29 protein-coding genes and 1 tRNA gene are annotated in these 24,012 nt (G+C 32.2%); 7 read left to right on the forward strand and 23 right to left on the reverse strand.

Features of this window, described 5'->3' with window-relative positions; translation table 11 throughout:
* Positions 1-11 precede the first annotated feature (11 nt).
* The 8 genes from ACW9JY_RS05400 to ACW9JY_RS05435 form a co-directional block, all read right to left on the reverse strand.
* Positions 12-1,760 carry a V-type ATP synthase subunit A gene (locus ACW9JY_RS05400; RefSeq protein ID WP_103078916.1) on the reverse strand — a complete coding sequence of 583 codons (1,749 nt, stop codon included), beginning with the start codon at positions 1,758-1,760 and terminating at the stop codon, positions 12-14.
* Complete coding sequence (locus ACW9JY_RS05405; RefSeq protein WP_103078915.1) at positions 1,760-2,335, reverse strand: V-type ATP synthase subunit E family protein; 576 nt, start codon at positions 2,333-2,335, stop codon at positions 1,760-1,762. Before ACW9JY_RS05405 ends, ACW9JY_RS05400 begins: the two co-directional genes overlap by 1 nt.
* Positions 2,328-2,642, reverse strand: coding sequence for a V-type ATP synthase subunit F (locus tag ACW9JY_RS05410; protein WP_103076464.1), 315 nt, complete (start codon positions 2,640-2,642; stop codon positions 2,328-2,330). Before ACW9JY_RS05410 ends, ACW9JY_RS05405 begins: the two co-directional genes overlap by 8 nt.
* 3 nt (positions 2,643-2,645) lie before the next feature.
* Complete coding sequence (locus ACW9JY_RS05415) at positions 2,646-3,092, reverse strand: ATP synthase subunit C (RefSeq protein ID WP_103078914.1); 447 nt, start codon at positions 3,090-3,092, stop codon at positions 2,646-2,648.
* A gap of 21 nt (positions 3,093-3,113) precedes the next feature.
* Complete coding sequence (locus ACW9JY_RS05420; protein WP_103078913.1) at positions 3,114-4,970, reverse strand: V-type ATP synthase subunit I; 1,857 nt, start codon at positions 4,968-4,970, stop codon at positions 3,114-3,116.
* A 4-nt stretch (positions 4,971-4,974) separates the two neighbouring features.
* Positions 4,975-6,024, reverse strand: a complete 1,050-nt coding sequence (locus ACW9JY_RS05425) for a V-type ATPase subunit (RefSeq protein WP_457283640.1) — start codon at positions 6,022-6,024, stop codon at positions 4,975-4,977.
* A gap of 6 nt (positions 6,025-6,030) precedes the next feature.
* Positions 6,031-6,348, reverse strand: a complete 318-nt coding sequence (locus ACW9JY_RS05430; protein ID WP_103076460.1) for a hypothetical protein — start codon at positions 6,346-6,348, stop codon at positions 6,031-6,033.
* Positions 6,349-6,477: 129 nt separating this feature from the next.
* A complete protein-coding gene (locus ACW9JY_RS05435; RefSeq protein WP_103078911.1) occupies positions 6,478-6,906 on the reverse strand; it encodes a ribonuclease H-like YkuK family protein in 429 nt (142 codons plus the stop codon).
* 180 nt (positions 6,907-7,086) lie between these two features.
* On the opposite strand from ACW9JY_RS05435, the gene ACW9JY_RS05440 reads away from it, so the two are divergent.
* From ACW9JY_RS05440 to ACW9JY_RS05450, 3 genes are read left to right on the forward strand one after another with little or no spacing between them, the layout of a single operon-like run.
* The gene (locus ACW9JY_RS05440) at positions 7,087-7,938 is read left to right on the forward strand and encodes a DMT family transporter (RefSeq protein ID WP_169926321.1); all 852 of its coding nucleotides are present in this window, start codon (positions 7,087-7,089) and stop codon (positions 7,936-7,938) included.
* Between the two features lie 18 nt (positions 7,939-7,956).
* Complete coding sequence (gene ltaE / locus ACW9JY_RS05445; RefSeq protein WP_103078909.1) at positions 7,957-8,988, forward strand: low-specificity L-threonine aldolase; 1,032 nt, start codon at positions 7,957-7,959, stop codon at positions 8,986-8,988.
* Positions 8,989-8,995: 7 nt separating this feature from the next.
* On the forward strand, positions 8,996-9,259 hold the full coding sequence (locus tag ACW9JY_RS05450) for an EscU/YscU/HrcU family type III secretion system export apparatus switch protein (RefSeq protein ID WP_103078908.1): 264 nt from the start codon (positions 8,996-8,998) through the stop codon (positions 9,257-9,259).
* Here ACW9JY_RS05450 and ispE read toward each other — a convergent pair.
* The 12 genes from ispE to ACW9JY_RS05510 all read right to left on the reverse strand — a co-directional run bounded on the left by ispE (position 9,252) and on the right by ACW9JY_RS05510 (position 17,332).
* Complete coding sequence (ispE, locus tag ACW9JY_RS05455) at positions 9,252-10,025, reverse strand: 4-(cytidine 5'-diphospho)-2-C-methyl-D-erythritol kinase (protein ID WP_103078907.1); 774 nt, start codon at positions 10,023-10,025, stop codon at positions 9,252-9,254. The genes ACW9JY_RS05450 and ispE overlap by 8 nt on opposite strands.
* 12 nt (positions 10,026-10,037) lie before the next feature.
* A complete protein-coding gene (lysS, locus tag ACW9JY_RS05460) occupies positions 10,038-11,546 on the reverse strand; it encodes a lysine--tRNA ligase (RefSeq protein ID WP_103078906.1) in 1,509 nt (502 codons plus the stop codon).
* Between the two features lie 46 nt (positions 11,547-11,592).
* Positions 11,593-12,072: a transcription elongation factor GreA gene (gene greA / locus ACW9JY_RS05465; RefSeq protein WP_103078905.1), complete on the reverse strand. Its 480-nt coding sequence runs from the start codon at positions 12,070-12,072 to the stop codon at positions 11,593-11,595.
* A gap of 35 nt (positions 12,073-12,107) precedes the next feature.
* Positions 12,108-12,560 carry a transcriptional regulator NrdR gene (gene nrdR, locus ACW9JY_RS05470; protein ID WP_103078904.1) on the reverse strand — a complete coding sequence of 151 codons (453 nt, stop codon included), beginning with the start codon at positions 12,558-12,560 and terminating at the stop codon, positions 12,108-12,110.
* A 27-nt stretch (positions 12,561-12,587) separates the two neighbouring features.
* Positions 12,588-13,508: a DNA-binding protein WhiA gene (gene whiA / locus ACW9JY_RS05475; protein WP_103078903.1), complete on the reverse strand. Its 921-nt coding sequence runs from the start codon at positions 13,506-13,508 to the stop codon at positions 12,588-12,590.
* Positions 13,496-14,431: a gluconeogenesis factor YvcK family protein gene (locus tag ACW9JY_RS05480; protein ID WP_103078902.1), complete on the reverse strand. Its 936-nt coding sequence runs from the start codon at positions 14,429-14,431 to the stop codon at positions 13,496-13,498. Before ACW9JY_RS05480 ends, whiA begins: the two co-directional genes overlap by 13 nt.
* Positions 14,432-14,461: 30 nt before the next feature.
* On the reverse strand, positions 14,462-15,316 hold the full coding sequence (rapZ, locus tag ACW9JY_RS05485) for an RNase adapter RapZ (RefSeq protein ID WP_169999569.1): 855 nt from the start codon (positions 15,314-15,316) through the stop codon (positions 14,462-14,464).
* A gap of 15 nt (positions 15,317-15,331) precedes the next feature.
* A complete protein-coding gene (murI, locus tag ACW9JY_RS05490; RefSeq protein WP_245857192.1) occupies positions 15,332-16,108 on the reverse strand; it encodes a glutamate racemase in 777 nt (258 codons plus the stop codon).
* A gap of 14 nt (positions 16,109-16,122) precedes the next feature.
* Entirely contained in the window at positions 16,123-16,437 is a 315-nt protein-coding gene (locus ACW9JY_RS05495) for a hypothetical protein (protein ID WP_103078899.1), read from the reverse strand.
* 34 nt (positions 16,438-16,471) lie between these two features.
* On the reverse strand, positions 16,472-16,792 hold the full coding sequence (locus tag ACW9JY_RS05500; protein ID WP_103078898.1) for a coiled-coil domain-containing protein: 321 nt from the start codon (positions 16,790-16,792) through the stop codon (positions 16,472-16,474).
* A 136-nt stretch (positions 16,793-16,928) separates the two neighbouring features.
* Positions 16,929-17,201 (reverse strand): stage V sporulation protein S, encoded by a 273-nt coding sequence (locus ACW9JY_RS05505; protein ID WP_103078897.1) that lies wholly within the window; start codon positions 17,199-17,201, stop codon positions 16,929-16,931.
* Positions 17,202-17,255: 54 nt separating this feature from the next.
* Positions 17,256-17,332 (reverse strand) — tRNA-Arg (locus tag ACW9JY_RS05510).
* Positions 17,333-17,431: 99 nt separating this feature from the next.
* On the opposite strand from ACW9JY_RS05510, the gene ACW9JY_RS05515 reads away from it, so the two are divergent.
* The 4 genes from ACW9JY_RS05515 (at position 17,432) to ACW9JY_RS05530 (ending at position 20,643) form a co-directional block, all read left to right on the forward strand.
* A complete protein-coding gene (locus ACW9JY_RS05515; protein ID WP_457283641.1) occupies positions 17,432-17,995 on the forward strand; it encodes a 3'-5' exonuclease in 564 nt (187 codons plus the stop codon).
* Between the two features lie 2 nt (positions 17,996-17,997).
* The gene (locus ACW9JY_RS05520) at positions 17,998-19,284 is read left to right on the forward strand and encodes a PhoH family protein (protein ID WP_457283642.1); all 1,287 of its coding nucleotides are present in this window, start codon (positions 17,998-18,000) and stop codon (positions 19,282-19,284) included.
* Positions 19,285-19,349: 65 nt separating this feature from the next.
* Positions 19,350-19,604 carry a DUF4911 domain-containing protein gene (locus ACW9JY_RS05525; protein WP_457283643.1) on the forward strand — a complete coding sequence of 85 codons (255 nt, stop codon included), beginning with the start codon at positions 19,350-19,352 and terminating at the stop codon, positions 19,602-19,604.
* Positions 19,579-20,643 (forward strand): YqeG family HAD IIIA-type phosphatase, encoded by a 1,065-nt coding sequence (locus ACW9JY_RS05530; RefSeq protein WP_457283644.1) that lies wholly within the window; start codon positions 19,579-19,581, stop codon positions 20,641-20,643. Before ACW9JY_RS05525 ends, ACW9JY_RS05530 begins: the two co-directional genes overlap by 26 nt.
* Positions 20,644-20,655: 12 nt before the next feature.
* On the opposite strand, the gene ACW9JY_RS05535 is transcribed toward ACW9JY_RS05530, so the two are convergent.
* The 3 genes from ACW9JY_RS05535 to ACW9JY_RS05545 all read right to left on the reverse strand — a co-directional run bounded on the left by ACW9JY_RS05535 (position 20,656) and on the right by ACW9JY_RS05545 (position 23,803).
* Positions 20,656-21,219, reverse strand: coding sequence for a biotin transporter BioY (locus ACW9JY_RS05535; protein WP_211286454.1), 564 nt, complete (start codon positions 21,217-21,219; stop codon positions 20,656-20,658).
* 92 nt (positions 21,220-21,311) lie between these two features.
* A complete protein-coding gene (locus tag ACW9JY_RS05540) occupies positions 21,312-22,523 on the reverse strand; it encodes a 2,3-bisphosphoglycerate-independent phosphoglycerate mutase (protein WP_103078894.1) in 1,212 nt (403 codons plus the stop codon).
* Between the two features lie 41 nt (positions 22,524-22,564).
* Entirely contained in the window at positions 22,565-23,803 is a 1,239-nt protein-coding gene (locus tag ACW9JY_RS05545) for an ABC transporter substrate-binding protein (RefSeq protein ID WP_103078893.1), read from the reverse strand.
* Positions 23,804-24,012: the final 209 nt, after the last annotated feature.

Consider the following 24,012-nt stretch of genomic DNA (forward strand, 5'->3'; position numbering starts at 1 on the left):
TTTTTCACCTCTTAACTGTTATACTTTTTTTCCAATTCTTCAAAATGTTTACTTAAAAGATCTTCAATTTTTTTGAATTCGTTTAAATTTGTGATATCTTCCTTCATTATTAGCAACTTTCTTGTTATTTCTGAGGGTAGAACTTGAGTAATTGGAACTGACCTGTTTATAAAAGTTTTAGCCTTGTAATAAGTATCAATTATAATCTTTAGCATCATATGTTGTTTTTCTAATTGACAGTACGAATCGACTTCACTGAAAGCGTTTTGTTGTAATATTCCAATTTTTATTATTCTAGCTATTGAAACTACCAATTTTTGAATATCAGGTAAAACATCTTCCCCAACAATTTTTATAGTTTGTTGAAGAGCATCGTCTTGGTTGAGTAATTCCATAGCTTCATTTCTATACTGACTCCAGTCTTTTGTAACGTTTTTGGTGAACCATTCTTTTAAATCACCTGCGTATCCGCTATAACTGGTAATCCAATTTATAGATGGATAATGTCTAGAATAAGCCAAGTTTTTGTCAAGTCCCCAGAAACATTTAACAAATCTGGTAGTACTTTGAGTAACAGGTTCAGAAAAATCTCCACCGGGAGGTGATACGGCTCCAATTATTGTGACAGAACCATTCGTATCGTTGAGATTTTCCGATAATCCGGCTCTTTCATAAAACTGGCCAATTCTGGAAGCAAGGTATGCGGGATAACCTTCTTCTGCAGGCATTTCTTCCAGTCTTCCTGATAATTCCCTCAGTGCTTCAGCCCATCGTGAAGTAGAATCAGCCATTACTGCGACGTTGTAGCCCATATCTCTATAGTATTCTGCGATAGTTACCCCGGTATAAATAGACGCTTCTCTAGCAGAAACAGGCATGTTGGAAGTATTTGCAATTAGGACAGTTCTCTCCATCAGTGGGACCCCCGTTTTAGGGTCCTGTAAATTAGGGAATTCTTCCAACACCTCTGTCATTTCATTTCCTCTTTCTCCACAACCGATGTAAACAATAATATCAGCCTCTGCCCATTTAGCTAATTGATGTTGAGTTATAGTCTTCCCGGTACCAAAACCTCCTGGGATAGCGGCAGTTCCTCCTTTACTGATGGGAAAGAAAATATCGATAACCCTTTGACCAGTTATCAACGGTATATTGGGTTCTAATTTATTTTTTACAACTCGAGGTACTTTAATAGGCCAAAATTGATACATTTTTATTTCTTTTATACCGTCTTCAGTTTGAATTTTTGCCAAAACCTCATCTACTTTATAGGAACCATTTTGTTTGATTTCAACTATCTTTCCTTGTATATCTGCTGGAACCATAATTTTATGTACTATATGCTTAGTTTCTTGTACTTGAGATATTACATCTCCACCCTTAACAATATCTCCTTTTTTCTTTAAAAACACAACCTCCCAGCTTTTTGAGAGATCTAGCCCAAACTCCTCTACTCCTCTGCCAATGAAGGATCCACTTTTCTCTATTAATTTGTTCAAGGGTCTTTGAATACCGTCGTAAATACTTCCCAGAAGGCCCGGACCTAAGGCTACAGAAAGCATCTGTCCTGTCCCTTCAATAGGTTCCTTAGGTTTTAACATGGAAGTTTCCTCGTAAACTTGAACAGTTGCTTCATCTTCATCAATGGAAATTACCTCTCCTATTAAGTGCAGATTACCTACCTTAACCATTTCATTCATCGAAAGTTTTTCCACGCCTTTAACTTTAACGACAGGTCCATTTATTTCTTTAATGTACATTATATATCACCTACTTCTTCCAATATCAGAGAGAAGATTTTTGTTTTATTTTGTTCTACATATGAATCTATGCTGTTGTTAATGATTGTATTATTACTTTTTAGGAGGATTCCACCTTCAATTTCTTTACTTGTTTTAACTTTATGATCTAAAACTATAGATTTCACAGTTTCATAATCATTTTTGTTACAGAGCACCTCGTAGTCGTTATGTATCAGCTTAGTTGCGTCAATATACAATTTTTGGTAAAAATATTTTTTGTTGTCAGGATCCAAAGTCACAAGATCTTTTTTTATTAATTGTAAAAGACTTTCCAATAGTTGGTTTTTCAACTTAAGTCTTTCTTGTTTTATCTTCAGCTTAGCTTTTGATTGGCTAACTTTTTCAGTAAGGTCTGCCTCTTCTTTAGCTTCCTTTAATTTTTTATCTCTGTAATTATTGATATCTTCTTCAATTCTCTTTTGAACCTCTTCCAGTTTCTTATTATAAGAAATTTTTAATTCATCACATTTTTGTTCAAATTTCTTGTCTAATAATTCAAGCATTGATTCCAATTTATCTTCGATTTCATTCATTTATTTTCACTCCAATTGCCCCTTCAACGTACTTTGTAATGAAATCTTTGTCGCCTCGCCATCCGTGCCTATCCGGTATGACAAAAATTAAAGGTAACTGTCCGGCTAGTTTATGTTTTTTAACTTCTTCCGGTATCTTTTGTGAAGCTAACTCAGTTATCAAAACAACGCCAATTTCTTTATTGCTCAACGCCTTATTGAAGGCTTCTAATATCTCATCTCTTTCATGAACAACGGTCCCAACAATTCCACTAAGTCTTAAACCAATGGCAGTGTCGATGTTATCACTTATTAGAAAGAATTTCATTTGTTAGATTCTCCCCAGTATCATTATCGAAACGATCAACCCATATATCACTATTCCTTCGGCTAAACCCACGTATATTAACGTTCTTCCTAATAACTCGGGTTTTTCACTTATAGCTCCTACCGCTGCCGAACCTACTATCGCAACACCGATACCTGCACCAATAGCGGATAAACCTGTAGATAATGCTGCGCCCAATAATCCTAACCCTTTATTGTTCGTTGTGTCAGATGTTACGCTCGTTCCAGTTGTAGAAGTTGTTGTTTGAGCTGAAACATGGGTGGGAAAAAGAGTAATTATAGCTAAAAGAAGTACAACTCCAAATACAGCAATGTTTCCCCTAAAAAACTTTTTTGCAAAAGATCTTGCCTTTTCGGGTTTTTTTGAAAAATAAAAACCAAACATAATTGTCAAAACAACTAAAGCTGTTAATGAAACAACGTATGCCATAACTAACACCTCCGGAAATTTTTAAAATTTGTATTTAACTGGATTAAATTCTTTCCCATTACCTTTGAAAAACCTGGTGAAAAATTCGTAATAATCTAACCTTAAGGTTTGAATGAATACAACCAGGCCTTCCAATCCGATTATTAGAATATTGCCCAAGAGTAATATAACAAATGAAACAACTGAGTTACTTGCCATTTGAGACATCATGTAAAATGCGAGAAATAACCCGGCATGGTTTAAAGCAAAAGCTCCTAACCTTATAAAAGAAAGAGTGTTGCTTAGGTATCCAAGTAGAGATTCAAAAAGCTCAAAAAAACTTTGAACAGCTTTTTCACTTAATTTTCCTTTTTCAAAGATTATACCATTAAGATATATGGCAACTATCAATGCGACAATAAAGCCTATACTTATTTTTGGGAATGCACCATTTCTCATATAATAAAAAATTCCTCCAAGTACTATCCAATAAAATGCAATCCCTGATAAGCCATTTGGATCGAACAAAAGTTCCAGTGTTTGCTTATTTTTAATCTTGTTGAATATGTTCAAAATCATAGCTAAAGTTATCACGGCTATCCCGAAGTAAATTGAAGTGAGTAGAAAATAGTTTATATTATCCATAGGTCTTTTCCACAAGGGTTTAATGATATTTTCAAATCCAAAAAAACTTCCATATAACGTTCCAAAAATCATCGAAGAGATTCCAGAAGCACCTAAGACGTAAAATAAGTCACTTTTATTCTTTTTGTAAATTAGAAATCCCAATAAAGTAAGAACAAGGCCATGTCCAATGTCACCAAACATCATCCCAAAAAAGAATAAGAATAATATTGAGATTATAGGTGTTGGGTCTATTTCATCGCTCGATGGTGTGCTGAACATCTTAACAATGAACTCAAAATGTTTAAAAAAACTTCTATTCTTAAGTAAAGTAGGTTGTTTTTCTTTAATACTACATTCAATAAGTAAAGAATAATCATTTGAATTACAATAATGAAAAAGTTTTGAATATGTTGCCTGATCGGTCCAACCAGAGATTATGAAAAAGTCCTCAGTGAAACTAATATTCTGAACTAAATCATAGATATTTTTCATGACGAAAACATAATCAGAATATTCGTATATATATCTACGCTTTTCGTAGAACAACTTTTTTATAGACATCTCGATAATTTCAATTTCGTATTTAACAGCCTTCAATTGGTCTTGAATTGTTTTCAATATATCTGAAGGCGTTCCTGAATAATTCTTAGGGATTTCGTATTCTAGAAAATTAGCAATTGAAAGTGTTTTTTCTATATCTTCGTTGGAGTCATATACGATAAAAAGCCATACGAAATCTTTATCTTCGTTGAGTTTTAATACTAAAATATCCTCATTTTTTATACTGTTAAAAAGCCTTTCATAGTACATACTGCTGATTTTGCCTACTTTGTATTTAAGGTTTTGTATTTTTTGTATATTTTTAACATCAAGTTGAATCTTTTGTAGTTTATCAAAAAGATTCAGATTATTTTCCAGATACTTTTTTTCTTCTTTCAACTTTGAAATTCTTTCTGATAAAATGTGTAACTCGTCCATAAGATTTTTTGAAAACTCGATTATTTCTTCTTTTTTAATTTTTGTAGGGAAAGAGACTTCCCATGTTTTGGGTTCGGGGTTCTTTTCCACAAATTCAAAGATATTTCTAAAATTTTCGTATATTTCCTGAAAAGGGTTGACGTTATCTTTTTTTACTCTTTCTAATAGGTTTTTATCCACTATCTTTTCAAGTGGTATAACTTCCACACTTTGAGAATCAATAATTCTTTTTGAAATTTTTTCTAATTCTGTTTTGGTGGAAATTATTGTGAACGGTTTTAGTCTTTCCTGCATGAACTCACTCCTCAATCAACAGCAAAAAAGCGTTGAATCTATCATTGGGAATTTTATACCTTTTGGCTTCTATAAGAGTAATTAAATCTTTATATTCATATTCTCTAAGAAATAAATATCCGCTCATAACTGTCAAACCATTTTGGGTTTCAGATATTAATTGTTTTGCTTCTTTCAACAATATTCTATTACATAGCCTTTCTATTATGTAGGAAAATATATTTTGGTTAATATTCTTAAAATATTCTCCATAGAAAGTTGAAGAAACTTTCTTGATGAAATCATTGAGATCTTCCGAAGTTGAAAGATTTTCTATTTCACTTTTTGATAATTTAAAAGTTATTGGGAGCAATAAGTTTAAAACTTCACTTGTAGAAAGTTTGAAGAGAATCCTTGCTCTATAGATCCATTGAATATTTATTAAATCCACTTGTTTGAAGAATAAATCCCTCAAGTTTGAAGAAAATTCTGGAGTTTTTTTGAATTCTGATTCCAAACTGGAAAAATACCAAAAGTCAATGGCGTTTAACAAATATTGTAATTTTTTTGTTTTTCTGTAATTGTCGTAGGCAGAAGTAATTACACCAGAGTAAATGCTATTTTTAAATGTGTTTAAAGCGTCATCAAAGTTCTTTATCGCCATGAATGTCTCTTCACTAATGGTTTTGTGATTGACGGGGAAAAGTCTTTCCTTTGAAATATATTCTAAATGACCAGAATGTAGAGAACGGAAGATAAATTTTATATTTTCAATTTCATAACGCCTTTCTATTAACTTAAATAATTTTTGAACTTTGACTGGTAGATAAAAATACAAATGGTAAAAGTCTGATAATATAGATTTTCGTATCAATATTTCCACGTCTCTTCTGTGTAAATTTGCTATATCCGTTCCTACTAATACTTCATTGTAATGAGTGTTGTTTTTTAAGTAAGCGACTATTTCTGTTATCGAACTCGCTTCTATTAAATTGTGATAATCACTTTGATTAAGGATTTTGGAATACAGTGCTTTAACTTTAGATGTTAGTCCAGGGATCATCAATTTCAACAACCTCGATCAGTAAATTAAATTTTCTATCACTTTTTTGGCTATTTTTTCTTTATCTTTTTCCAACTTTTCAAACTTGTTTTTATAATTCTTTATATCTCTATCTGCTTCGTCCAATAGATCTCTTGATCTTTCTTCTGCTTTTTTGATGATGGCTTTGTATTGATTATCAACTTCCAGCATTTTATCCTCTTTTTCTTTTTCTAAAAGAGAAATTTGTTCTTCTTGTTCTTCAATCAATTTTTTTTGGAAATCTTTTAATTTTTTATCGTAGTTCTCTTCTGCTTCTATCAACTTTTTTATAACGTCGTTTGGATTTAAATTCATGATTCCACCTCTGAGAAAATATATAACTATTTCTAATAAATTCTACTTGTATATTGTACTCCTATTTATGTTAAGAAAATAAAAATAATTGTTGAGAATATAATTAAAACAAAAAATATACCAATATTTTTACTTGGTATATAGATGAGCAACATTAGTAGCTGCAAATGATTCTGGTTTTATTTTATAATTATATCCCAAACCTTTTACGTAGCCTGTAATAACACTAAAAACCTCTTTTGATCTACCGTTTAAACCTATATCAAGGTGTATTTCTGGCTTTATTAAATTTAAGTGATTTTCGATAAATTCTGCGGTGTTTAAACTAAATTCTGCTTCTTTTATCAATCTTGAGTACATATCGTATGACCTACGTTCGTGAGTGACATAATAAAAATATGTAGCCCCATTGCCTACTTTGTAAATTACTATAGCTGTCGCAAAAGTTACATGTCCATCTCTTGCATGGCTATCTGTACCTACCCACACTTTGTAACTTTTGTTTTCTAAAAATAATTTAATGAAATTAGTTAACTCTTTGAATTCTACAGTGCCTATAGTTGGATTCTTTAACTTGAAAACGTTACCCCCTTTTTAGATAAGTTTTCTTCAATTATACACCAAAACGCAACGATTTGTATTAAAAATTCTTAAGATTAATTAAGAATACTTCTTAAATTCGAATTAAAATTTTGGTATAATACACTAAAATATGTGAATAAGACGAGGGAGTATAGATTGATTAGAGCATTTTTATGGCTTTTGCTAGTTACTGTAATATGGGGTTCTACCTTTCCAATTCACAAGGTAATGTTAACTGATCTTCAAACTTTGCCCTATTTGTTTATAAGGTTTGGTATTGCGGCTGTTTTATCCTTCCTTATTTGGAAAAAGCATTCTTTCAAATATGGGGCAACCTTAGGAATAATTTTAGGATTGGCACATGCCCTGCAAACTTATGGGATCAATTTTACAGATGCTTCAAAAAGTGGATTTATTACCTCTTTATATATTCCATTTACCCCTATAATTTCTTATTTAATTGAAAAAGAAAAACCTAACTTCATTCAGTGGTTATGTTTTCCTTTGTCTTTGTTAGGTTCTTACATGCTTTTTGGAGGTATTTCAGGGTTTAATTTTGGGGATTTCTTAACGTTTTTGGGTGCCGTTTTGTTTGCAGTTCATATTGTTTTAATAACGAAATTTTCAAAAGTTGTTGAAGAAACATCGCTTTTAGCTTATCAGTTTTTATTTGCTGCTATAATCAATGTGTCAATTTCATTCAATTCTAGTTGGAAATTAGGTGCTCCAATTTGGTTAACCGCTATATACACTGCAATAGCAGCGACCATAGTTGTGAATTTTCTGCAAGCTAGATATCAAAAGGTAATTGGTTCTAATTCAACCGTTCTTATATTCATTGGAGAACCAATATTTGCTTCGTTATTTTCATTTATTTTTTTGGGAGAGAGATTTTCTGGATTGCAGATGATTGGGGCTTCAATTATGATTGGAGTAATAATTTTGACTACTTTTTCATACAGAGTTAATAAATATTTGAAAGAGAGATTAGATTTAAAAGAGCTTTAAGAAAGAGGAGGAGTTTTAGTGAGATACATAGATATCAGAAGTGATACCGTTACGCAACCTACTCAAGAGATGAGAGAAGCGATGTTTAAGGCAGAAGTTGGGGATGATGTTTACGATGAAGACCCAACGATGAAAAAATTAGAGAAATATGCTGCGGAAGTAGTTGGAAAGGAAGACGCACTTTTTGTTCCTAGTGGAACGTTTGGTAACCAACTTTCCATCTTTACTCATTGTGAAAGAGGAAATGAAGTTATCCTTGATGATAGTTGCCATATTGTTGTTCACGAAGTCGGGGCAGCTTCGGTAATTGCTGGCGTACAATTGAGAACTATAAATAGTGATAAGGAAGTTATGGCACCTCAGGATATTAAAAATAGAATAAGAAAGGGAGAAGACGACCTTCATTTTCCATCTACTGGATTGATATGTCTAGAAAATGCTCATTCCAATGGAAGGGTTGTGTCGCTTGAAAATATGAAAGAAATATCTGAGACAGCTCATGAGAAAGGAATTCCTGTTCATTTGGATGGAGCTAGAGTATTCAACGCTGCAACCTACTTGAACGTTGATCCCAAGGAGATAACTCAATATTGTGATTCAGTCATGTTTTGCCTTTCAAAGGGTCTATGTGCTCCCGTAGGTTCTTTACTGGCCGGGAGTAAAGATTTCATTCAAAAGGCCAAAAAGAAACGGAAACTGATGGGTGGGGGATTAAGGCAAGCTGGATTTTTAGCTGCAGCAGGATTAATTGCCCTTGAAAAGATGAGATTCAGACTAAAAGAAGATCATGAAAACGCTAGATATCTAGGAGAAAGGTTAAATGAAATCCCTGAAATTTCTGTGAACTTAGACGATATTCATATAAATATGGTTTTTTTCAGAATAAACAAAGATATAAATTTTAGGGAAATGGTATCGTTTTTTTTAGAAAAAGGTATCAAAATAAATCCACCAGAAAATGGAGAATTAAGATTTGTAACTAATTATTGGGTAAGTAAAAAAGACGTGGATTACATTGTTGAAACAATGAAAGAATATTTAAAGAAGTGATGAAAAAATGTCTAATTCAAAAAAAGCGGTAGCTTTACGGTATAAACGAGGAACAGATGAAGCACCTAAAGTCGTTGCTAAAGGTATCGATTCAATAGCCAGAAGAATCATAGAAATAGCTGAAGAAGAAAACATACCAATAGTTAAAAGCGAAAAAGCTGTTGAAGAGTTTTATGGTTTAGATTTGGATGAAGAAATCCCTGACGAATTGTATGAATTAGCTGCTGAAATAATAGCTTTTGTCTATAAGATGGATAAAGAGTTCAGTTAGTTGCAATTACTTTGTATAACGTACTACCTGAACCAGTCATCAAAGCAAATATAATCCCTTCATCCTTTTCTATGTCTTCCTTTTTTTGTTTCAATTTAGGATATTCTTTGAATACCACTTGTTCGAATACGTTAAACGCATTTTGTTTAGCTGTTATAATATCGTTATTTTTTAAGGCTTCATACAATTTGTATGGATCACCAAAATGGTCGATACTTTCCCAATTTTGGTCTAGTTTTTCATACATTTTTTTAGTATCAATTTTATAGTTCATAGGGTATATTTGAATATTTAATTTTAAAGGTTCCAAAAATTCTAAAATTTCTCCTTTACCCTTACCAATTGCTGTTCCGCCTTTTAGCAAAAATGGGACATCACTTCCAATTTTGAAACTTATTTCGAATAATTCTTTTTCTGATATTTTAAAATTCTTTGAGAGAAAGTTTAAAACAGCAGCAGAATCGGCACTTCCGCCCCCTAATCCTCCACCCATAGGTAAATTCTTAATAAGCTTAATTTTTAAGTTAAAATTGTAAAAACCCGTTTCTTTTTTAAAGGTCTCTATGGACTTTTTTATTATATTCTTATCCCACGAGATGTTTAAAGATGGTTCTGATTCAAATATTTCGCTTTTGGAAAACTCAATAAATATATCGTCGTGTTCATTAATCGATTGGAAAAGCGTTAAAATATTATGATAATTATCTTTTCGCCTACTAATTACATCTAAGTAAAGGTTAACTTTTCCAAAGGCTTTTAAATGCATTGAACTCCTCTTTTATTCGTTAGTCTCTTCTTCATTTAACATAGCTTCTTCATCTTCGAAAGATACGGGTTTTACAATTGGAAAAGGTATAATATCGCGAATAGTCGGGGTATCGGTAAGCAGCATACAAACTCTGTCGATACCTATTCCTAGCCCTCCAGTGGGAGGTAAACCATATTCTAACGCCCTTATGAAATCGAGATCCATCATTTGAGCTTCTTCATCACCCAACTCTTTGAGTTCCATTTGTTTTTTAAATCTTTCAAATTGATCTTGAGGATCGTTCAATTCAGAAAAGGCGTTAGCTATTTCGTTGCCCTTTATTATTAATTCAAACCTTTCGGTTAACCTTGGGTCATCTTTTTTTCTTTTTGCTAGTGGAGATAATTCTATAGGATAATCCATAACAAATGTAGGTTGAATGATCTTATCTTCGACTAAATCCCATACTTTATCGAGATAATGGTATCTGTCTTCTATTTCTACCTCTTCACCTTGGTTTTTCAAAAACTCTTTCAGTTCTTGATCACTAGCTTCTACTATATCTATTCCAAGATTTTCTTGTATGAATTCTCTCATCTTTATTCTTTTGAAAGGAGGTGTGAAATCTATTTCTTCTCCTTGATATGTAACTCTTGCTTTGTTGTGAACTTTTTTTGTAATGTTGTACAAAAGATCTTCGGTTAGTTCCATCATATTGTTGTAGTCAGCAAAAGCTTGATACAACTCAATAGTTGTGAATTCTGGATTATGTTTGTTTGAAACACCTTCGTTTCTGAATATTTTCCCTATTTCATAAACTTTTTCCATGCCCCCGACGACCAATCTTTTTAGATGTAGTTCTGTGGCTATCCGGAGGTACATATCTATATCATAAACGTTTAGATGGGTAATAAAAGGTCTTGCATTTGCTCCCCCCATTATACTTTGGAGAACAGGAGTTTCGACTTCTAAAAAACCTTTGTTGTTTAAGTATTCTCTAATGTATTTGATGATTAAAAAACGTGTTCTGAGGGTTTTAATGGTGTCATCATTTGCAATCATATCAACATATCTTTGTCTATATCGAACTTCTTTATCTTTGAGTCCATGCCATTTTTCAGGAAGAGGGCGAATGGCCTTTGAGAGTAATTCTATTTCTAAAGCCAAAAGGGTTAATTCGCCTGTTCTCGTTTTGAAGGGATAACCTTTTATTCCTACCCAGTCTCCGATATCAATATATTCTTTGAAAAAATCATAACTTTCTTGTCCTACTTGATCTAAACGAATATATATCTGAATACGTCCAAATTCATCCTTCAAATCAGCAAAAGCAGATTTGCCATGTTTTCTTAGATTCATCAACCTTCCAGCGAAATTAAAAACTTGATCCGGTAATTGTTGGCCAGCCTCTACTTTACTATCGAAAAGATCTTTGATTTGTTGGGAAGTATAATTTTTTTGAAAATTGTACTTATATGGATGGTATCCTTTTTCCCTCATTTCTTTTAATTGATGTATTCGTATATTTCTAAGGTCCATACTTTGCCTCCTGCCTGGTAAGATTAGTTTTGTGATCTATGAAGTCTTAGCTTATCTCTTTGATTTCTATTTTTTTTGAGCTTCCTCTAGCTGTTTTAATGTTGATAACTTCCCCTTTTCTTCTTCCTAGTAATGATCTTCCAATAGGAGATTCAATACTGATTTTACTTTCTTCGATATTGGCCTCTTGAGGGGTAACTAGCAGGAACTCCTGCTCTCTATTCAATCTATAATCTTTTATTTTCACCTTTTTTCCCAAACTTACGGTAGAATTATCGTGATTGCCTCCATTTTCAATTATTTCAGCATTGTCTAATATATAATCTATCTCTTTGATTCTGGAATCTATCATTCCTTGTTCGTTTTTTGCCTCTTCATACTCACTATTTTCTGATAGATCTCCCAATTCCCTGGCTTCTTTAATCCTTTCGGCAACTTCCCCCATAAGTCTTTTTTTAAGCTCTTCTCGTTCCTTCTTTAATTTTTCGTACCCTTCTCTGGTTAGTTTGTATACTTGTTCAGCCACTTTTGTATCGCTCCTCCCATTTCTAATAATGGTGATTAACTATTTTTTAATTCTCTTATAGCTTGTAAAAAACTGTCTAAATCTCTAAATTCTTTATACACCGAAGCAAATCTTACATAAGCAACCTGATCAATTGATTTCAGTTGTTCCATAACCTTATCACCGATTTCAGAAGAGTAAATTTCTGAATTGCCACTTCTTCTTAATTCTTCTTCTATGTTATCAACAATTTCTTCAATTTGATCGGTGCTCACAGGCCTTTTTTCACATGCCTTTAAGATCCCATTCATTAGTTTTTTTCTATCGTAAAGTTCCCTTCTGCCGTCTTTTTTTATTATTCTTATCCTTGTTTGTTCATATCTTTCATATGTTGTAAAACGAGCTTGACATTGCAAGCATTCTCTTCTTCTTCTTATGGAAGTGCCGTTACTAGCTGGTCTTGAGTCTAGAACTTTAGTTTCCTCGTAACCACAGAAAGGACATTTCATAATTATTGCACCACCATTTTATCTGAATTAGGTATTTTTTAGAGATTCGGCAATTTTTGAGATTTTTTTTAGTTTGTTGTATAAAGTAGATTTTTTCATTGATAAAGATTCTGCCATGTTGCTCAAACTTGCATCTTCATTTTCTAATCTAAAAGCTGCTATTTGTTTTAGGTCATATGGTAAACTATCTAAACCTATACTTTCTTGAATAATTTGTATATCCTTAATTTGCTTTATTGAGCTATGAGCTGTTTTTGATGAATTAGCAGATATTAAATTAATAGTTCTTGTTACGTTACTTCGTAGATCCCTTATATCCATCAATTCGCTTAATTCTTTTACTTTTTCCTTGGCATTGAGAAGCTCAAGAATATTCAAAATGTCATCGCGTGATTTTATGTATACTTTCGAGCCTTTACTTCTATTAAAAAATCTGGCATTTACACCCAAAAGACTTTTAAATGTTCTAACTAAATCCTCTTTAAATATATTGTTTGTTTTCAAATTGAATTCTAAATGATAAGATTCTTTTACTGATATAGACCCACAAGATAACAATAAACCTTTAAGAAAAGATCCAAAAATCAATGGATCTTTTTTTAAAGGTGGGGAAAATTTATTTTCATTTAAATAAAGATTGCTTTTCTTTAATATTTTATCTATTGTTTGATAGTTTAAGAATATAGAACCTGTTCCACCAAGATTTAACCTTTTTTCGTTGTTAAATTGTACTTCGAATTTATCAGTGAACGAATATTTGCAAAGTTTATACAATCTTTTAAAACTATTCAAAGATGTTATGGATATTTTTATTAATTTTTCAGATTCTTTTTCAATAATTTCGCCTTTTCCTATGAAAAAACCATAGAACTCAGCTTCTGGGAAAATATAATCACTATTCACAAGGCTCACTTTTAGCGCTTCTGAAAAGGAATTCATTGAACGCATTTTAAAATCAACTCTGATGTTTTTTTTGGATCATGTCTAATTTTTGGTTCCTCATCGTTTAAAATATAAACCAAATCAGATATCATTACTCTTCTATCTTCTTCCATATCTAATTTTACTGGGATAGATCCCATTCGTTGGTATCTCAGAATTATTTCATATGGTAAATTTGATTCGTTGGCTATAATGTAATCTAATTCTTCACCTAAATAATTTTCTAATTCTTGAACATGATCTTTTAAAGAATAATTGGTCGTTTCTCCTGGTTGTGTCATAATATTCGCAATATATACTTTCTTAGCTTTGCATAAATTGATTGCATTTCTTATTCCGTCTACCAATATATTAGGGATAATACTGGTATATAAACTGCCAGGTCCAAAAATTATTATATCAGCTTTTTGAATAGCCATAACGCTTTCATCAAATGCTTCGGCATTGCCGTCCAACCAGATTCTTTTTATATTTTTGTTTTTCAACACAATTGAAGTTTCCCCAAAAATGATCTCACCATCGTCAAGTTCTGCTACAAGTTTTAGAGAGTCCAAAGAAGCAGGAAAGACCCTTCCTCTTATTTTCAGAGCTTCCGACAATGTTTTTATAGCTAAGGGGAAATTATTACCGTTAATTCGAGTTAATGCTAGCAAAATTATGTTACCGAGATTATGATTTTTTAAGAATCCTTCATTAAATCGATATTTAAGTAATTTAGTCAGAAGGGTTTCTTGTTCAGCCAAGGCTAGTATATTGTTCCTGATATCTCCTGGGGGCAATATATTAAAATCTTCACGCAATATTCCGGAGCTTCCTCCATCATCTGTAACAGTGACGATGGAAACAATATCTATATCTTGATTCCATTTCAATCCCCTTAATATTTGACTTGTCCCTGTTCCGCCACCAATTGTTACTATATTTTTCACAGCATCAACCACCTAAAGAATATTTCCGTGTTATCTTTCTATGTCTCTATGATCTATGCTTACTTCTCTACCTTCATTTTTTAAAATTTCATAAACCTTTTGAGCAACGTAAACCGATCTATGTTGACCTCCTGTGCAACCTATGCAAAAATATGCTTCTATACGACCACTTTCAGAATATTTATCTTGGATGAACTTGGCTAAATTAGCAATCTTCTCAACAGTTTCATGAGTTTCTTTAAATTTTTCAAGGAATTCAATTACTTTCATATCTAAACCAGTAAGTTCATACATCTCTGGAAAATAAAAGGGGTTTGGGAGATATCTCACGTCAAAAACATAATCAGAGATTTGTGGAATACCGTTTTTAAATCCAAAACTGATAAAATTTAACTTTAATTTTTTCATATCTTCTTTTATCATCTGAAAGAATCTTTTTTTAAATTCAGTCGGTTCTGTTGAGGAAGTATCGATAACTATGTCACAAGAACTTTCTATTTCTGACATAACTTTCATTTCTTCATCTATGGCGTTTTCTAAGGAAAGACCTAACGGATGGGTCCTTCTGGTTTTTTTGTATCTATTGATTAACTCGCTTTTATCAGCTTTTAAAAAGACTTTATGAATTTCCATATTACATTTGGCTAAACTTTCAACATTTTTAAATAGTTCGTTCAATTTATCGGGATTTTTCCATCTGATATCACTGACAATAGCGAGTTTCTTAACATTACTTGTACATAAAATGTTTAAAAAATGCTCTATTAAATGGGGTGGTATGTTGTCAACTGTATAATACCCTTCGTCTTCAAGAGATTGTAATAATAAGGTTTTACCCGCACCAGATAAACCGGTTATTATGAAAACGGTTGGTTTTGTTTGCAAAATTATCAATCGCCCTTAAGTACTTTCTAATTCAATTTTTTTAAAAATAGGATGATACTTTACGTCTTTCATAAATATTTTGGAAAGCAATTTGAATTTCTCAGTATTTCCTGTAACTAAATAATTCACTCTAATTTTTCCATCTATTTTCTCTAATTTGATCTCATTTTTCAAAAAATCAACTATTCCCTCTGCAGGGTCAACGATGGAAGAATTCGTGTATTTTCTAATCTGGTTTTCCAAAATTGGATAATGAGTGCAACCTAATATTACCTTGTGGTACTTAGATTTGGAATCTTGTAAATAAAATCTCAAAACAGATTCTGCCATTTGTCCATCCCAATAACCTTCTTCTATGAGTGGAACGAACAAAGGGCATGCTTTTTCTTCGAGATTGGTTATTTTTTTCTTTATAAGAGCTTCCTTATAAGCACCCAAATTAATAGTGTTTTCGGTTGCTAATAAAAGAACAGAATCGTTTCTTTCTACTGTTTTTATGGCGTTTTCTATTATACTCACATATGTAAAGCTATAATTTTTCGTGTCAAAATTCGTTTTTTTTACAATGGAATCTGTTGTATTACATGCAGAAATCAAAAGCTCTACTTTCATCGTGTGAAAAAAAGACAGTATGTTTTTTAATTTTTCTCTTAAAAAAGGAATAGGCTTTGAACCATAAGGTACATTTAAATTATCAGCTAGATAAAAATACTCATGATTACCAAAATTTTCTATCACTTTTTTTAAAACCGTTAAACCACCGATTCCTGAATCAAAAAGACCTATTTTCATAACTGGAAAATATCTTACCCCCATTGTATGCTTTTACTTTGTTCCTTACTGTCTTCTTCGTTGCTTTTAAGTGCGGTATTCAACATATCGCTGAATTTATCAACCATATGTTTAATTTCTTGTTTTGTTCTTATACTGTTTAATCTTTCGTTTAGAAGCAATAGGAGAAAGATATAATCCACTTCTTCTCCACCGATTTTTTTTGCATAGGATTCAACTTCGGATTTTATGTTTTCTAAAATTTCGTTTATAACATCCTCAGGTTCGTCTACTTTATATTTATAATCTTTTCCTAAGATTTTTACTTCAATTGAGCGATAATTCTTCATGATTTTTCATCCTTAAATGTTTTTTATGAATCAATTAATACTGATTTTGATCCGGCTCATCTTGGAATGGGGTATTTGAAGATGCCGGATTATCAAATTCTCCAGTTCTAAACTCATCTCCTAATCTTGATATAAGGGAACTTTTTAACTGGTTTAGATGGTTTTCTATTTCGTCATTCTTTCTTCTTAATTCTTCTAGTTCACGTCCCATCTCTTCTTTTTCATTGTTTATTTTTTCATACTCACCGAACAATTCATCGTACTGAGTTTGAAGATCGTTTTTTTCTTTTTTTAATTCGTTGTATTTGTCGGCTAACGTTTCTAACATATTTTCCAATTCCTTCAAAACGTCCATTTGTACTTTCCCCCTTTATATAATAATTTGTTGAAGTCAAACTAAAGTTATTATAACACAGCTAGATGAAAAAAAACTAAAAATACAAATATTTTTAATTTTAAAACTAAAAAAACTAAAAGAGGCATAGCCTCTTTTAGTCTCTTGCTTTAACCAAAAATTTAATTGCCGTTCTCTCTTCCCCTTCAATTTCAACATCCGAAAATGCTGGAACACAAACCAAATCGATTCCGCTAGGAGCTACGTACCCCCTGGCTATTGCTATAGCTTTAACAGCTTGATTAACTGCGCCGGCTCCTATAGCCTGTAACTCAGCGATTCCTTTATCTCTAATTATAGCAGCCAAAGCACCGGCAACAGCAACTGGATTTGAGTTAGCAGCTACTTTTAGTACTTCCGTTTCTGCCATGAATGATACCTCCCTGTAATGTTTTGTTTATAATTTCGACTTATATAGAAGAAATGGCGCATCTGGTGGGATTTGAACCCACAACCTTCGGATCCGAAGTCCGACGCTCTATCCAGTTGAGCTACAGACGCTCTTCACTAGTAATAATTATACCTTAAATTGACTATTTAAATCAAGACCAAAAATTTTTAAATCATATGATATAATTTATTCGTGGAGGTAAGATCAGGATGAAAGTTAAAGATAAAGTTTTTTTAGCCTTAGATTTTGAAACAACTGGTTTGAACCCTGAGTTTGGAGATAGAATTATAGAAATTGCTGCCATCCCTATATACGATAAAAAAATTAATTTCAAATATGCATTTCATACCTTGGTAAATCCAAATATATTCATACCGGGAGAGGTCTCGAAATTTCATAAATTAAATAATCAAGATATTTCTAACGCTCCATCTTTATCGGAAGTTTTTCCAAGATTTAAAGAGTATGTTGATGATTCTATAATTGTATCACATAACGTAAAAATGGATCTAAGGTTTTTAGATATTGCTGCAAAAGAAAGTGGAATGTTTTCAATTGACAATTACTATATTGACACTCTCGAGATTTCAAAATACTATTTTGATAAAGGTCCATACAATCTTGAATTCCTTTCGAAAAAGTTCAATTTAGGGATAAAACAATTTCATAGAGCTTGGGATGATGCTTTATCTACAGCCAAACTTTTCCAAAAATATATTAAACTTTTTTCTTTCGAAGGAATAACCAACTTTATTAAAAAATGGGGTGATTGATTTTGGTTAAGAATTTTATTATCGATACAAATGTTTTGATTCATGATCCTAACAGTATTCTCAATTTTCAAGATAACAATGTTTTAATACCATTTCCAGTATTAGAAGAAATTGACAAGCTAAAAACGAGAAGCGATAAAGTAGCTAAATCCGCCAGAGAGGTTAACAGAATTTTAGATAGTTTTAGGAACGGGACACCACTACATAAAGGGATAAAATTGCCTAGCGGAGGTACATTGAAAATCTTAGCCCTCGAAAAAAATGATGAAAAACATAAAATTCCTACTTACCTTGGGGAATCAAAAGATGATTTCATATTATATTACGCCATGTTTTTGAAAAAAACAGACAACTTACCAACAATAATTGTAAGTAAAGATTTAAATCTGAGGATCAAAGCTGATGCATTAGGATTAGAAAGTCAAGATTATTTGACGGATAAAATAGATATAAAACTTCTGCCTGATGGTTATTATATTGTAGAAAATCCAGATAAAGAGGTTGAAGAAAAGGATGAGCACGATTTTTCAGAATTAGGGTTCAAAGAAGAACCTTTTCCAAATACCTATCTTAACTATGGAGACTTATTTTTAAGATATGATTCTAAGTCAAAGAAGTTTCAATCAATTTTGATAGATTTTGAAAGCGAAATTTTTGGAATAAAACCTAGAAATGTAGAACAAGTTTTTTCCTTGGATGCACTTTTAAACCCTGACATACCTTTTGTGACGCTAGTTGGTAAGGCTGGAACTGGTAAGACGTTACTAGCATTGGCAGCAGGGTTATACTGTGTGCAAGTTGAAAAGTTGTACAATAAGCTCTTGGTTTCAAAGCCTGTTATACCGATGGGGAAGGATATCGGATATATACCCGGAGATATAGAAGAAAAAATGCGCCCCTGGTTACAACCTATATATGATAATTTAGATTTGTTATTCAAGGGTAGCGGTAAAAAACCAGAAGAATATTTAACTAAGAAAGATTTATTAGAGATAGAGGTACTTTCATATATAAGAGGAAGAACAATCCCAAACCAATATATGATAGTTGACGAAGCACAAAATTTAACGCCTGCTGAAGTAAAAACTATCTTAACTCGAGTTGGAGAAGGCACAAAAATTGTATTAACTGGAGACCCATATCAAATAGATAACCCCTATTTGGACAGTTCATCTAACGGTTTAGTCTACACCGCTTCAAAATTTAAAGAAAATCCTTTATCTGCCAATATTACAATGAAAAAAGGTGAAAGATCAGAATTAGCGACTGTATCTTCTGAAATTTTGTAGTATGAAGATAGCTAAAGACACCCAAAGGGGCGCTAAAACTAGTTACTAGGAGGAAAAATAAGTTAATGGAGAAAGAAAAATTGCATTCTGAATACGATATTTATATAGACATAGCAAAAGAAGATATTCACCTTTTAATTTATCTGGTCGAGGCTGAAGCTCACATAATGAATGTTAGGAAAAAACAAGAGAATGGGTATTTTAAAATAATAGTACCAGCAGGTTTAGTCGATGAAGCATTAACTTTACTCAACTCTTTAAAAAATTCCGACATAAAAGTGGAGGTTATAAGTATTGAACCGCATAACGGGATTATTTAAATACATTCCAATACCTAGAGAATATAGTCCTGATATATACTCTGTTGACTATGAAAAATTAAAAAAGCTTGGTTTCAATACTATTCTTATGGATTATGATTTTACAATTACTGTTTGGAGAGACGACAACATTCCCGACAAAACCGTGAATCTTTTAAACAAATTAATAAACGATGGTTTTAAAGTTGCAATAGTTACCAATGCCAAAAGGGAAAAGGTAAAAAGAATTGAAAAACTGACTAACGGAAGGGTAAAAGTACATACAAGTATGAAAAAACCTAATCCTAAAAAGTTAAAATCTGTTTTAGAAGGGCTTGATGCCAAAGAATCAGAAACTGTTATTATAGGTGATCTTTTTATCACAGATATTAGCGCAGGAAATCGTCTGGGGTTGTATACGATTTTGATAAATCCATACACTTACGGCCTCGAAAATAAGTTTAAACAATTTATGGCTGGATTTACGAAATTTGCTTACAACGTGTTTTTTTATACGATAGGTTGGTTTTTTAGAGCTATTGATTTAGTAGGTCCAAATGAATTTGAAAAAAGTGTATTTGATATTGATTACCAGCACCTAAAAGAGAAGGGGTATAAAATTTTAGTTTTTGACTTTGATAATACCCTCAACGAATGGCATAGTGATTATTTACAACCAGAAGTCATTGACCTCTTTTTAAAATTAAAAGATCTCGGATTCTATATATTAATAGCAAGTAATAGTTCAAAAAAGAGTTTTAAGAATTTAGATATACAATTAAGTGAGTTAGGGGTAGATTTATTAACTTCTGCAATGAAGCCATTAAGGTTTAAAATCAGAAAAAAAATAAAGTTTCATGGTTACAAACCTGGGGAGGGCGTAGTGATTGGGGATCAACTTTTCACGGATGTTGCTTTGGGAAATGCCTTAGGATTTTACACAATAAAAGTTAACCCTCTGTCTAAAAAAGAAGGATTATGGACTCGAATTATGAGATTTTTTGAAAGAATAGCGTTGAAATGGATAAGAAAAAAGCCGACCTTGATAAAGAACGAATAGTTTTTGAAAGTATCAAAAAGATGAAATCAGTTTTAATCTTGACTCTATCAATTTTTTCAGATAAATTGAAATAACCATTTTGATGAGATCAAATAATATAAAAGGTAATACACCTACCTTAAAAGATAGAAGAAGGCTTTCCGTATATATTCCTAACCAAATCCAACCTATAGAGTAAATTACACATAATCCTAATAAACCAGAGGAATAATCTGAAAAACCTTTTTTGAATTTAAGAAAACTAATACAAATAGCAGCTAAGGGGAAAGAAACTAAAAAACCACCAGAAGGTCCTAAAATGTGAACAATCCCTCCTGAGAAGCCTGCAAATACCGGTAAACCTATTACACCCAATAATAAGTAGATAATTTGAATAGCAAAAGCCTTTCTTGGAGAGAAAAAGTATCCCGTCAAAAACACAAAAAGTAGTTGAAGAGTAAAAGGTATAGGACCCAGTGGAATAATAATCTGTGAGCCTATACACATTAGAGAAACAAATATGGCTATTAAAGAAAGTTCTTTAGCTCTTATCGTTATTCCAGTTCTCCTTTCATTAAATTTTTTCAATAGTTTCATAGATTATATCAAAAAATATAAACATTGAGATAAAAGAAGGATTTTCAAAATAATCAGCTTTATTAAAAAGCGGGCCATAGGGCCCGCTTTGATTAAGCTCCGTACTTTTCTAGTTTTAAAGCATTTGCTAAAGCTAACGGCATAATATCCAAGGCTGATATCGTTCCAAGGGTTCCCTTTGCGCATTCATATTCATCAAAAGATACAGACAATCCTTTTCTTACATATTTCGAATAAATCAAAACAGGGACAGGATGCCAACTGTGTGCTTTGAGTAAAGCAGGAGTAGAATGGTCTCCGGTGATGATTAAAACATCTGGATTGAGGTTTAAAATTTCTTTCACAGCTTTATCGGTATTTTCAATTACTTTCACTTTTTCCTCAAAATTCCCATCTTCACCGTAGGAATCAGTTTTTTTCACATGAAAGTAGAAGAAATCATATTCATTCCATACTTTTTTCAATGTTTCGACCTCATCTTCTGTTGTTTGTCCTGCTTCTAACACTTCCATCCCTACTAATTTTGCAAGTCCTTTATACATAGGGTATGTGGCAATAGCAGCGGCCTTTAGTTTATAATTCTCTTCAAAAGATGGCAATAGAGGATGCTTGGAAAATCCTCGTAATAGTGCGAAATTCATTTTTGGTTGATCTTTCAACACTTCCCCTATCTCTTTTATCAATTTGTTCGCTATATTAGCCATTTTTTCTGAATCAGGATTGGTTGCCTTAGCCCATTCCATTGGCAGCCCTTCTCTTTGTGGATCAGCATCCGTTACTTCATCAAATAAGCCCTCTCCTGTAAATTTAACTACAAATCTATGTTCTTTCCCTGGATAGAAAGTAATATCAACATCTTCAATTTTTTTAATATTTTCGGAGAGAATTTCTACAATTTTCTTTGATTCTTCACTAGCTGGTCTTCCAGCTCTTCTATCGACTATTATTCCATCTTTTATTGTTGTCAAATTAGCTCTTGCAACAACGTCCTTTTTATTCACTTTTATTCCTAATCCAAGAGCTTCTAATATGCCTCTTCCTATGTCATACTTTAAGGAATCATAGCCAAAAAGAGAAAGATGCCCTGGACCGCTACCAGGAGTGACTCCTTGTAGAACAGGTACACTTTGCCCTAAATCACTTTCTTTGGCTAAAGCATCCATGTTGGGTTTGTATGCAGCTTGAAGAGGAGTTTTACCATCTTTTGGCAGATCTCCCAATCCATCCATGACAAGTAATACTATCTTTGAATCGGTCTTAACTACTAAGTCTTTTATAACTTGTTGTCGATCTAGACTATTCACTAATATTGCACCTCCGCTATTAATTTTTTTAATTGAATCCTTTAACGTAATAAAAACTCTATTTCTGCTATCATGTTGTTTAAAGCCCTTTCAACCGAAATTCTTCCTGTTAAGACATCATACACATTATTTTGTATAGGAAAAGAAATTTCTGTATATATAGGCGCTTTTGGTTTTAAAACTAAATTTTCTAAAGATGATCTGAAATTCAATAAATTAGGATCAACTTCAGAGATAGTTGGATCGTTAAATACTTCTAAATTAGTTGGTAAAAAGTTTAATTGTATTAATCTTTGTATTTGACTTTCTTTGGAAGTCAAATATTTTATAAATTTTTTTGCGGCCTCTCTTTCTTCATCAGAAGCGTTTGGGTTAATTGCCAAAGCTTTCCCTTCAAGCACAAATAGTTGTTGACTTATAAGATCAGTTTTCGGGATAGGGGCGATCCCTACCTTTCCATTAATATTCGAACCTTCGCTATTTAATAAATGCCAAGCATAACTCAAATTTCTCATAAAAACTGCATCGCCATTTTGAAATATATTTCTGCATTCTTCTTCTCTATACGTTGTTACGCCTTTTGGACTAATTTCTTCTGATATAATGTTATTTAAGAGTTTTAGGCTTTCTAAAGCTTTGTCTTTATTTTCTGCTTGTTCTAGAACAAAGTTATCTCCTTCGAATATCTTACCTCCATGAGAATAAAAAATTTCAAGGAAAAAAGTTGTTAACTCTTCGTATCTAGCACCGGGCCAAACAAATCCTTCTATTCCCTCTTTTTGAGAAATATCCTTTGCAATTGTAATCAATTCATCCCAAGTTTTCGGTACTTCATATCCATATTTTTCCAATAAATCCTTTCGATAATACAAAACACCTGTTTCAACATAATAAGGAATCGCTTTTATATCGCCATTAATTGTCACCATTTCTACGGTTTGTGGAATAAGATTGTTTACATCAAAATATTCAGTCTCTTGATTTAAGCTTACAAGGAAAGGTGAAAATTCATTTATCCACTCCATATCAAGAGATAAGATCGTAGGTTCTTTCGCATTGGTAACTACAAATGTCCCGTAAAATTTGTAAGTTGAACCTGGGTAACTAGGAATCAAATAAACTTCAACATCAATATCTGGATTTTGTTTTTCAAAATTCTCTATTTGGGAATTTAGTAACTCAATTTGATCTTCTATTGATTCAACGGCGATATTTATTTGAACAGCAAACAAGTTGATAAATAAAGATGTGACAATGAAAACAAACAATTTTTTCTTCATTTTACACACCCCCTCGTATTTTTCATTCTTACTAAATTATATCATAAAAATAGCACTTGTTTTTTTAGTGAAATTAATTTGTCAATGATAAAAGGCAGACTAAGTAGTCTGCCTTTTATCAAAATAAATCTTTGGTTCTATCACGAAAATAGTGGGTAATTAAGCTGGAGTTAAATTAAGTTTACCAAGGGCAATAAAGATAGTGATTT

This window comes from Petrotoga sp. DB-2 (assembly GCF_054051725.1).

What these genes read in the sequence shown, in the direction of transcription:
- ACW9JY_RS05415 (WP_103078914.1), bottom strand. Translation starts at nt 3,092, where the DNA reads ATGGCATACGTTGTTTCATTAACAGCTTTAGTTGTTTTGACAATTATG.
- ACW9JY_RS05545 (WP_103078893.1), bottom strand. Translation starts at nt 23,803, where the DNA reads ATGAAGAAAAAATTGTTTGTTTTCATTGTCACATCTTTATTTATCAAC.
- ACW9JY_RS05505 (WP_103078897.1), bottom strand. Translation starts at nt 17,201, where the DNA reads ATGGCAGAAACGGAAGTACTAAAAGTAGCTGCTAACTCAAATCCAGTT.
- whiA (WP_103078903.1), bottom strand. Translation starts at nt 13,508, where the DNA reads ATGCGTTCAATGAATTCCTTTTCAGAAGCGCTAAAAGTGAGCCTTGTG.
- ACW9JY_RS05535 (WP_211286454.1), bottom strand. Translation starts at nt 21,219, where the DNA reads ATGAAACTATTGAAAAAATTTAATGAAAGGAGAACTGGAATAACGATA.
- ispE (WP_103078907.1), bottom strand. Translation starts at nt 10,025, where the DNA reads ATGCATTTAAAAGCCTTTGGAAAAGTTAACCTTTACTTAGATGTAATT.
- lysS (WP_103078906.1), bottom strand. Translation starts at nt 11,546, where the DNA reads ATGGACCTTAGAAATATACGAATACATCAATTAAAAGAAATGAGGGAA.
- ACW9JY_RS05525 (WP_457283643.1), top strand. Translation starts at nt 19,350, where the DNA reads ATGGAGAAAGAAAAATTGCATTCTGAATACGATATTTATATAGACATA.
- ACW9JY_RS05400 (WP_103078916.1), bottom strand. Translation starts at nt 1,760, where the DNA reads ATGTACATTAAAGAAATAAATGGACCTGTCGTTAAAGTTAAAGGCGTG.
- ACW9JY_RS05430 (WP_103076460.1), bottom strand. Translation starts at nt 6,348, where the DNA reads ATGAATTTAAATCCAAACGACGTTATAAAAAAGTTGATAGAAGCAGAA.
- ACW9JY_RS05405 (WP_103078915.1), bottom strand. Translation starts at nt 2,335, where the DNA reads ATGAATGAAATCGAAGATAAATTGGAATCAATGCTTGAATTATTAGAC.
- ACW9JY_RS05495 (WP_103078899.1), bottom strand. Translation starts at nt 16,437, where the DNA reads ATGAAGAATTATCGCTCAATTGAAGTAAAAATCTTAGGAAAAGATTAT.
- ACW9JY_RS05420 (WP_103078913.1), bottom strand. Translation starts at nt 4,970, where the DNA reads ATGCAGGAAAGACTAAAACCGTTCACAATAATTTCCACCAAAACAGAA.
- nrdR (WP_103078904.1), bottom strand. Translation starts at nt 12,560, where the DNA reads ATGAAATGTCCTTTCTGTGGTTACGAGGAAACTAAAGTTCTAGACTCA.
- ACW9JY_RS05410 (WP_103076464.1), bottom strand. Translation starts at nt 2,642, where the DNA reads ATGAAATTCTTTCTAATAAGTGATAACATCGACACTGCCATTGGTTTA.
- murI (WP_245857192.1), bottom strand. Translation starts at nt 16,108, where the DNA reads ATGAAAATAGGTCTTTTTGATTCAGGAATCGGTGGTTTAACGGTTTTA.
- ACW9JY_RS05500 (WP_103078898.1), bottom strand. Translation starts at nt 16,792, where the DNA reads ATGGACGTTTTGAAGGAATTGGAAAATATGTTAGAAACGTTAGCCGAC.
- ACW9JY_RS05450 (WP_103078908.1), top strand. Translation starts at nt 8,996, where the DNA reads ATGTCTAATTCAAAAAAAGCGGTAGCTTTACGGTATAAACGAGGAACA.
- ACW9JY_RS05515 (WP_457283641.1), top strand. Translation starts at nt 17,432, where the DNA reads ATGAAAGTTAAAGATAAAGTTTTTTTAGCCTTAGATTTTGAAACAACT.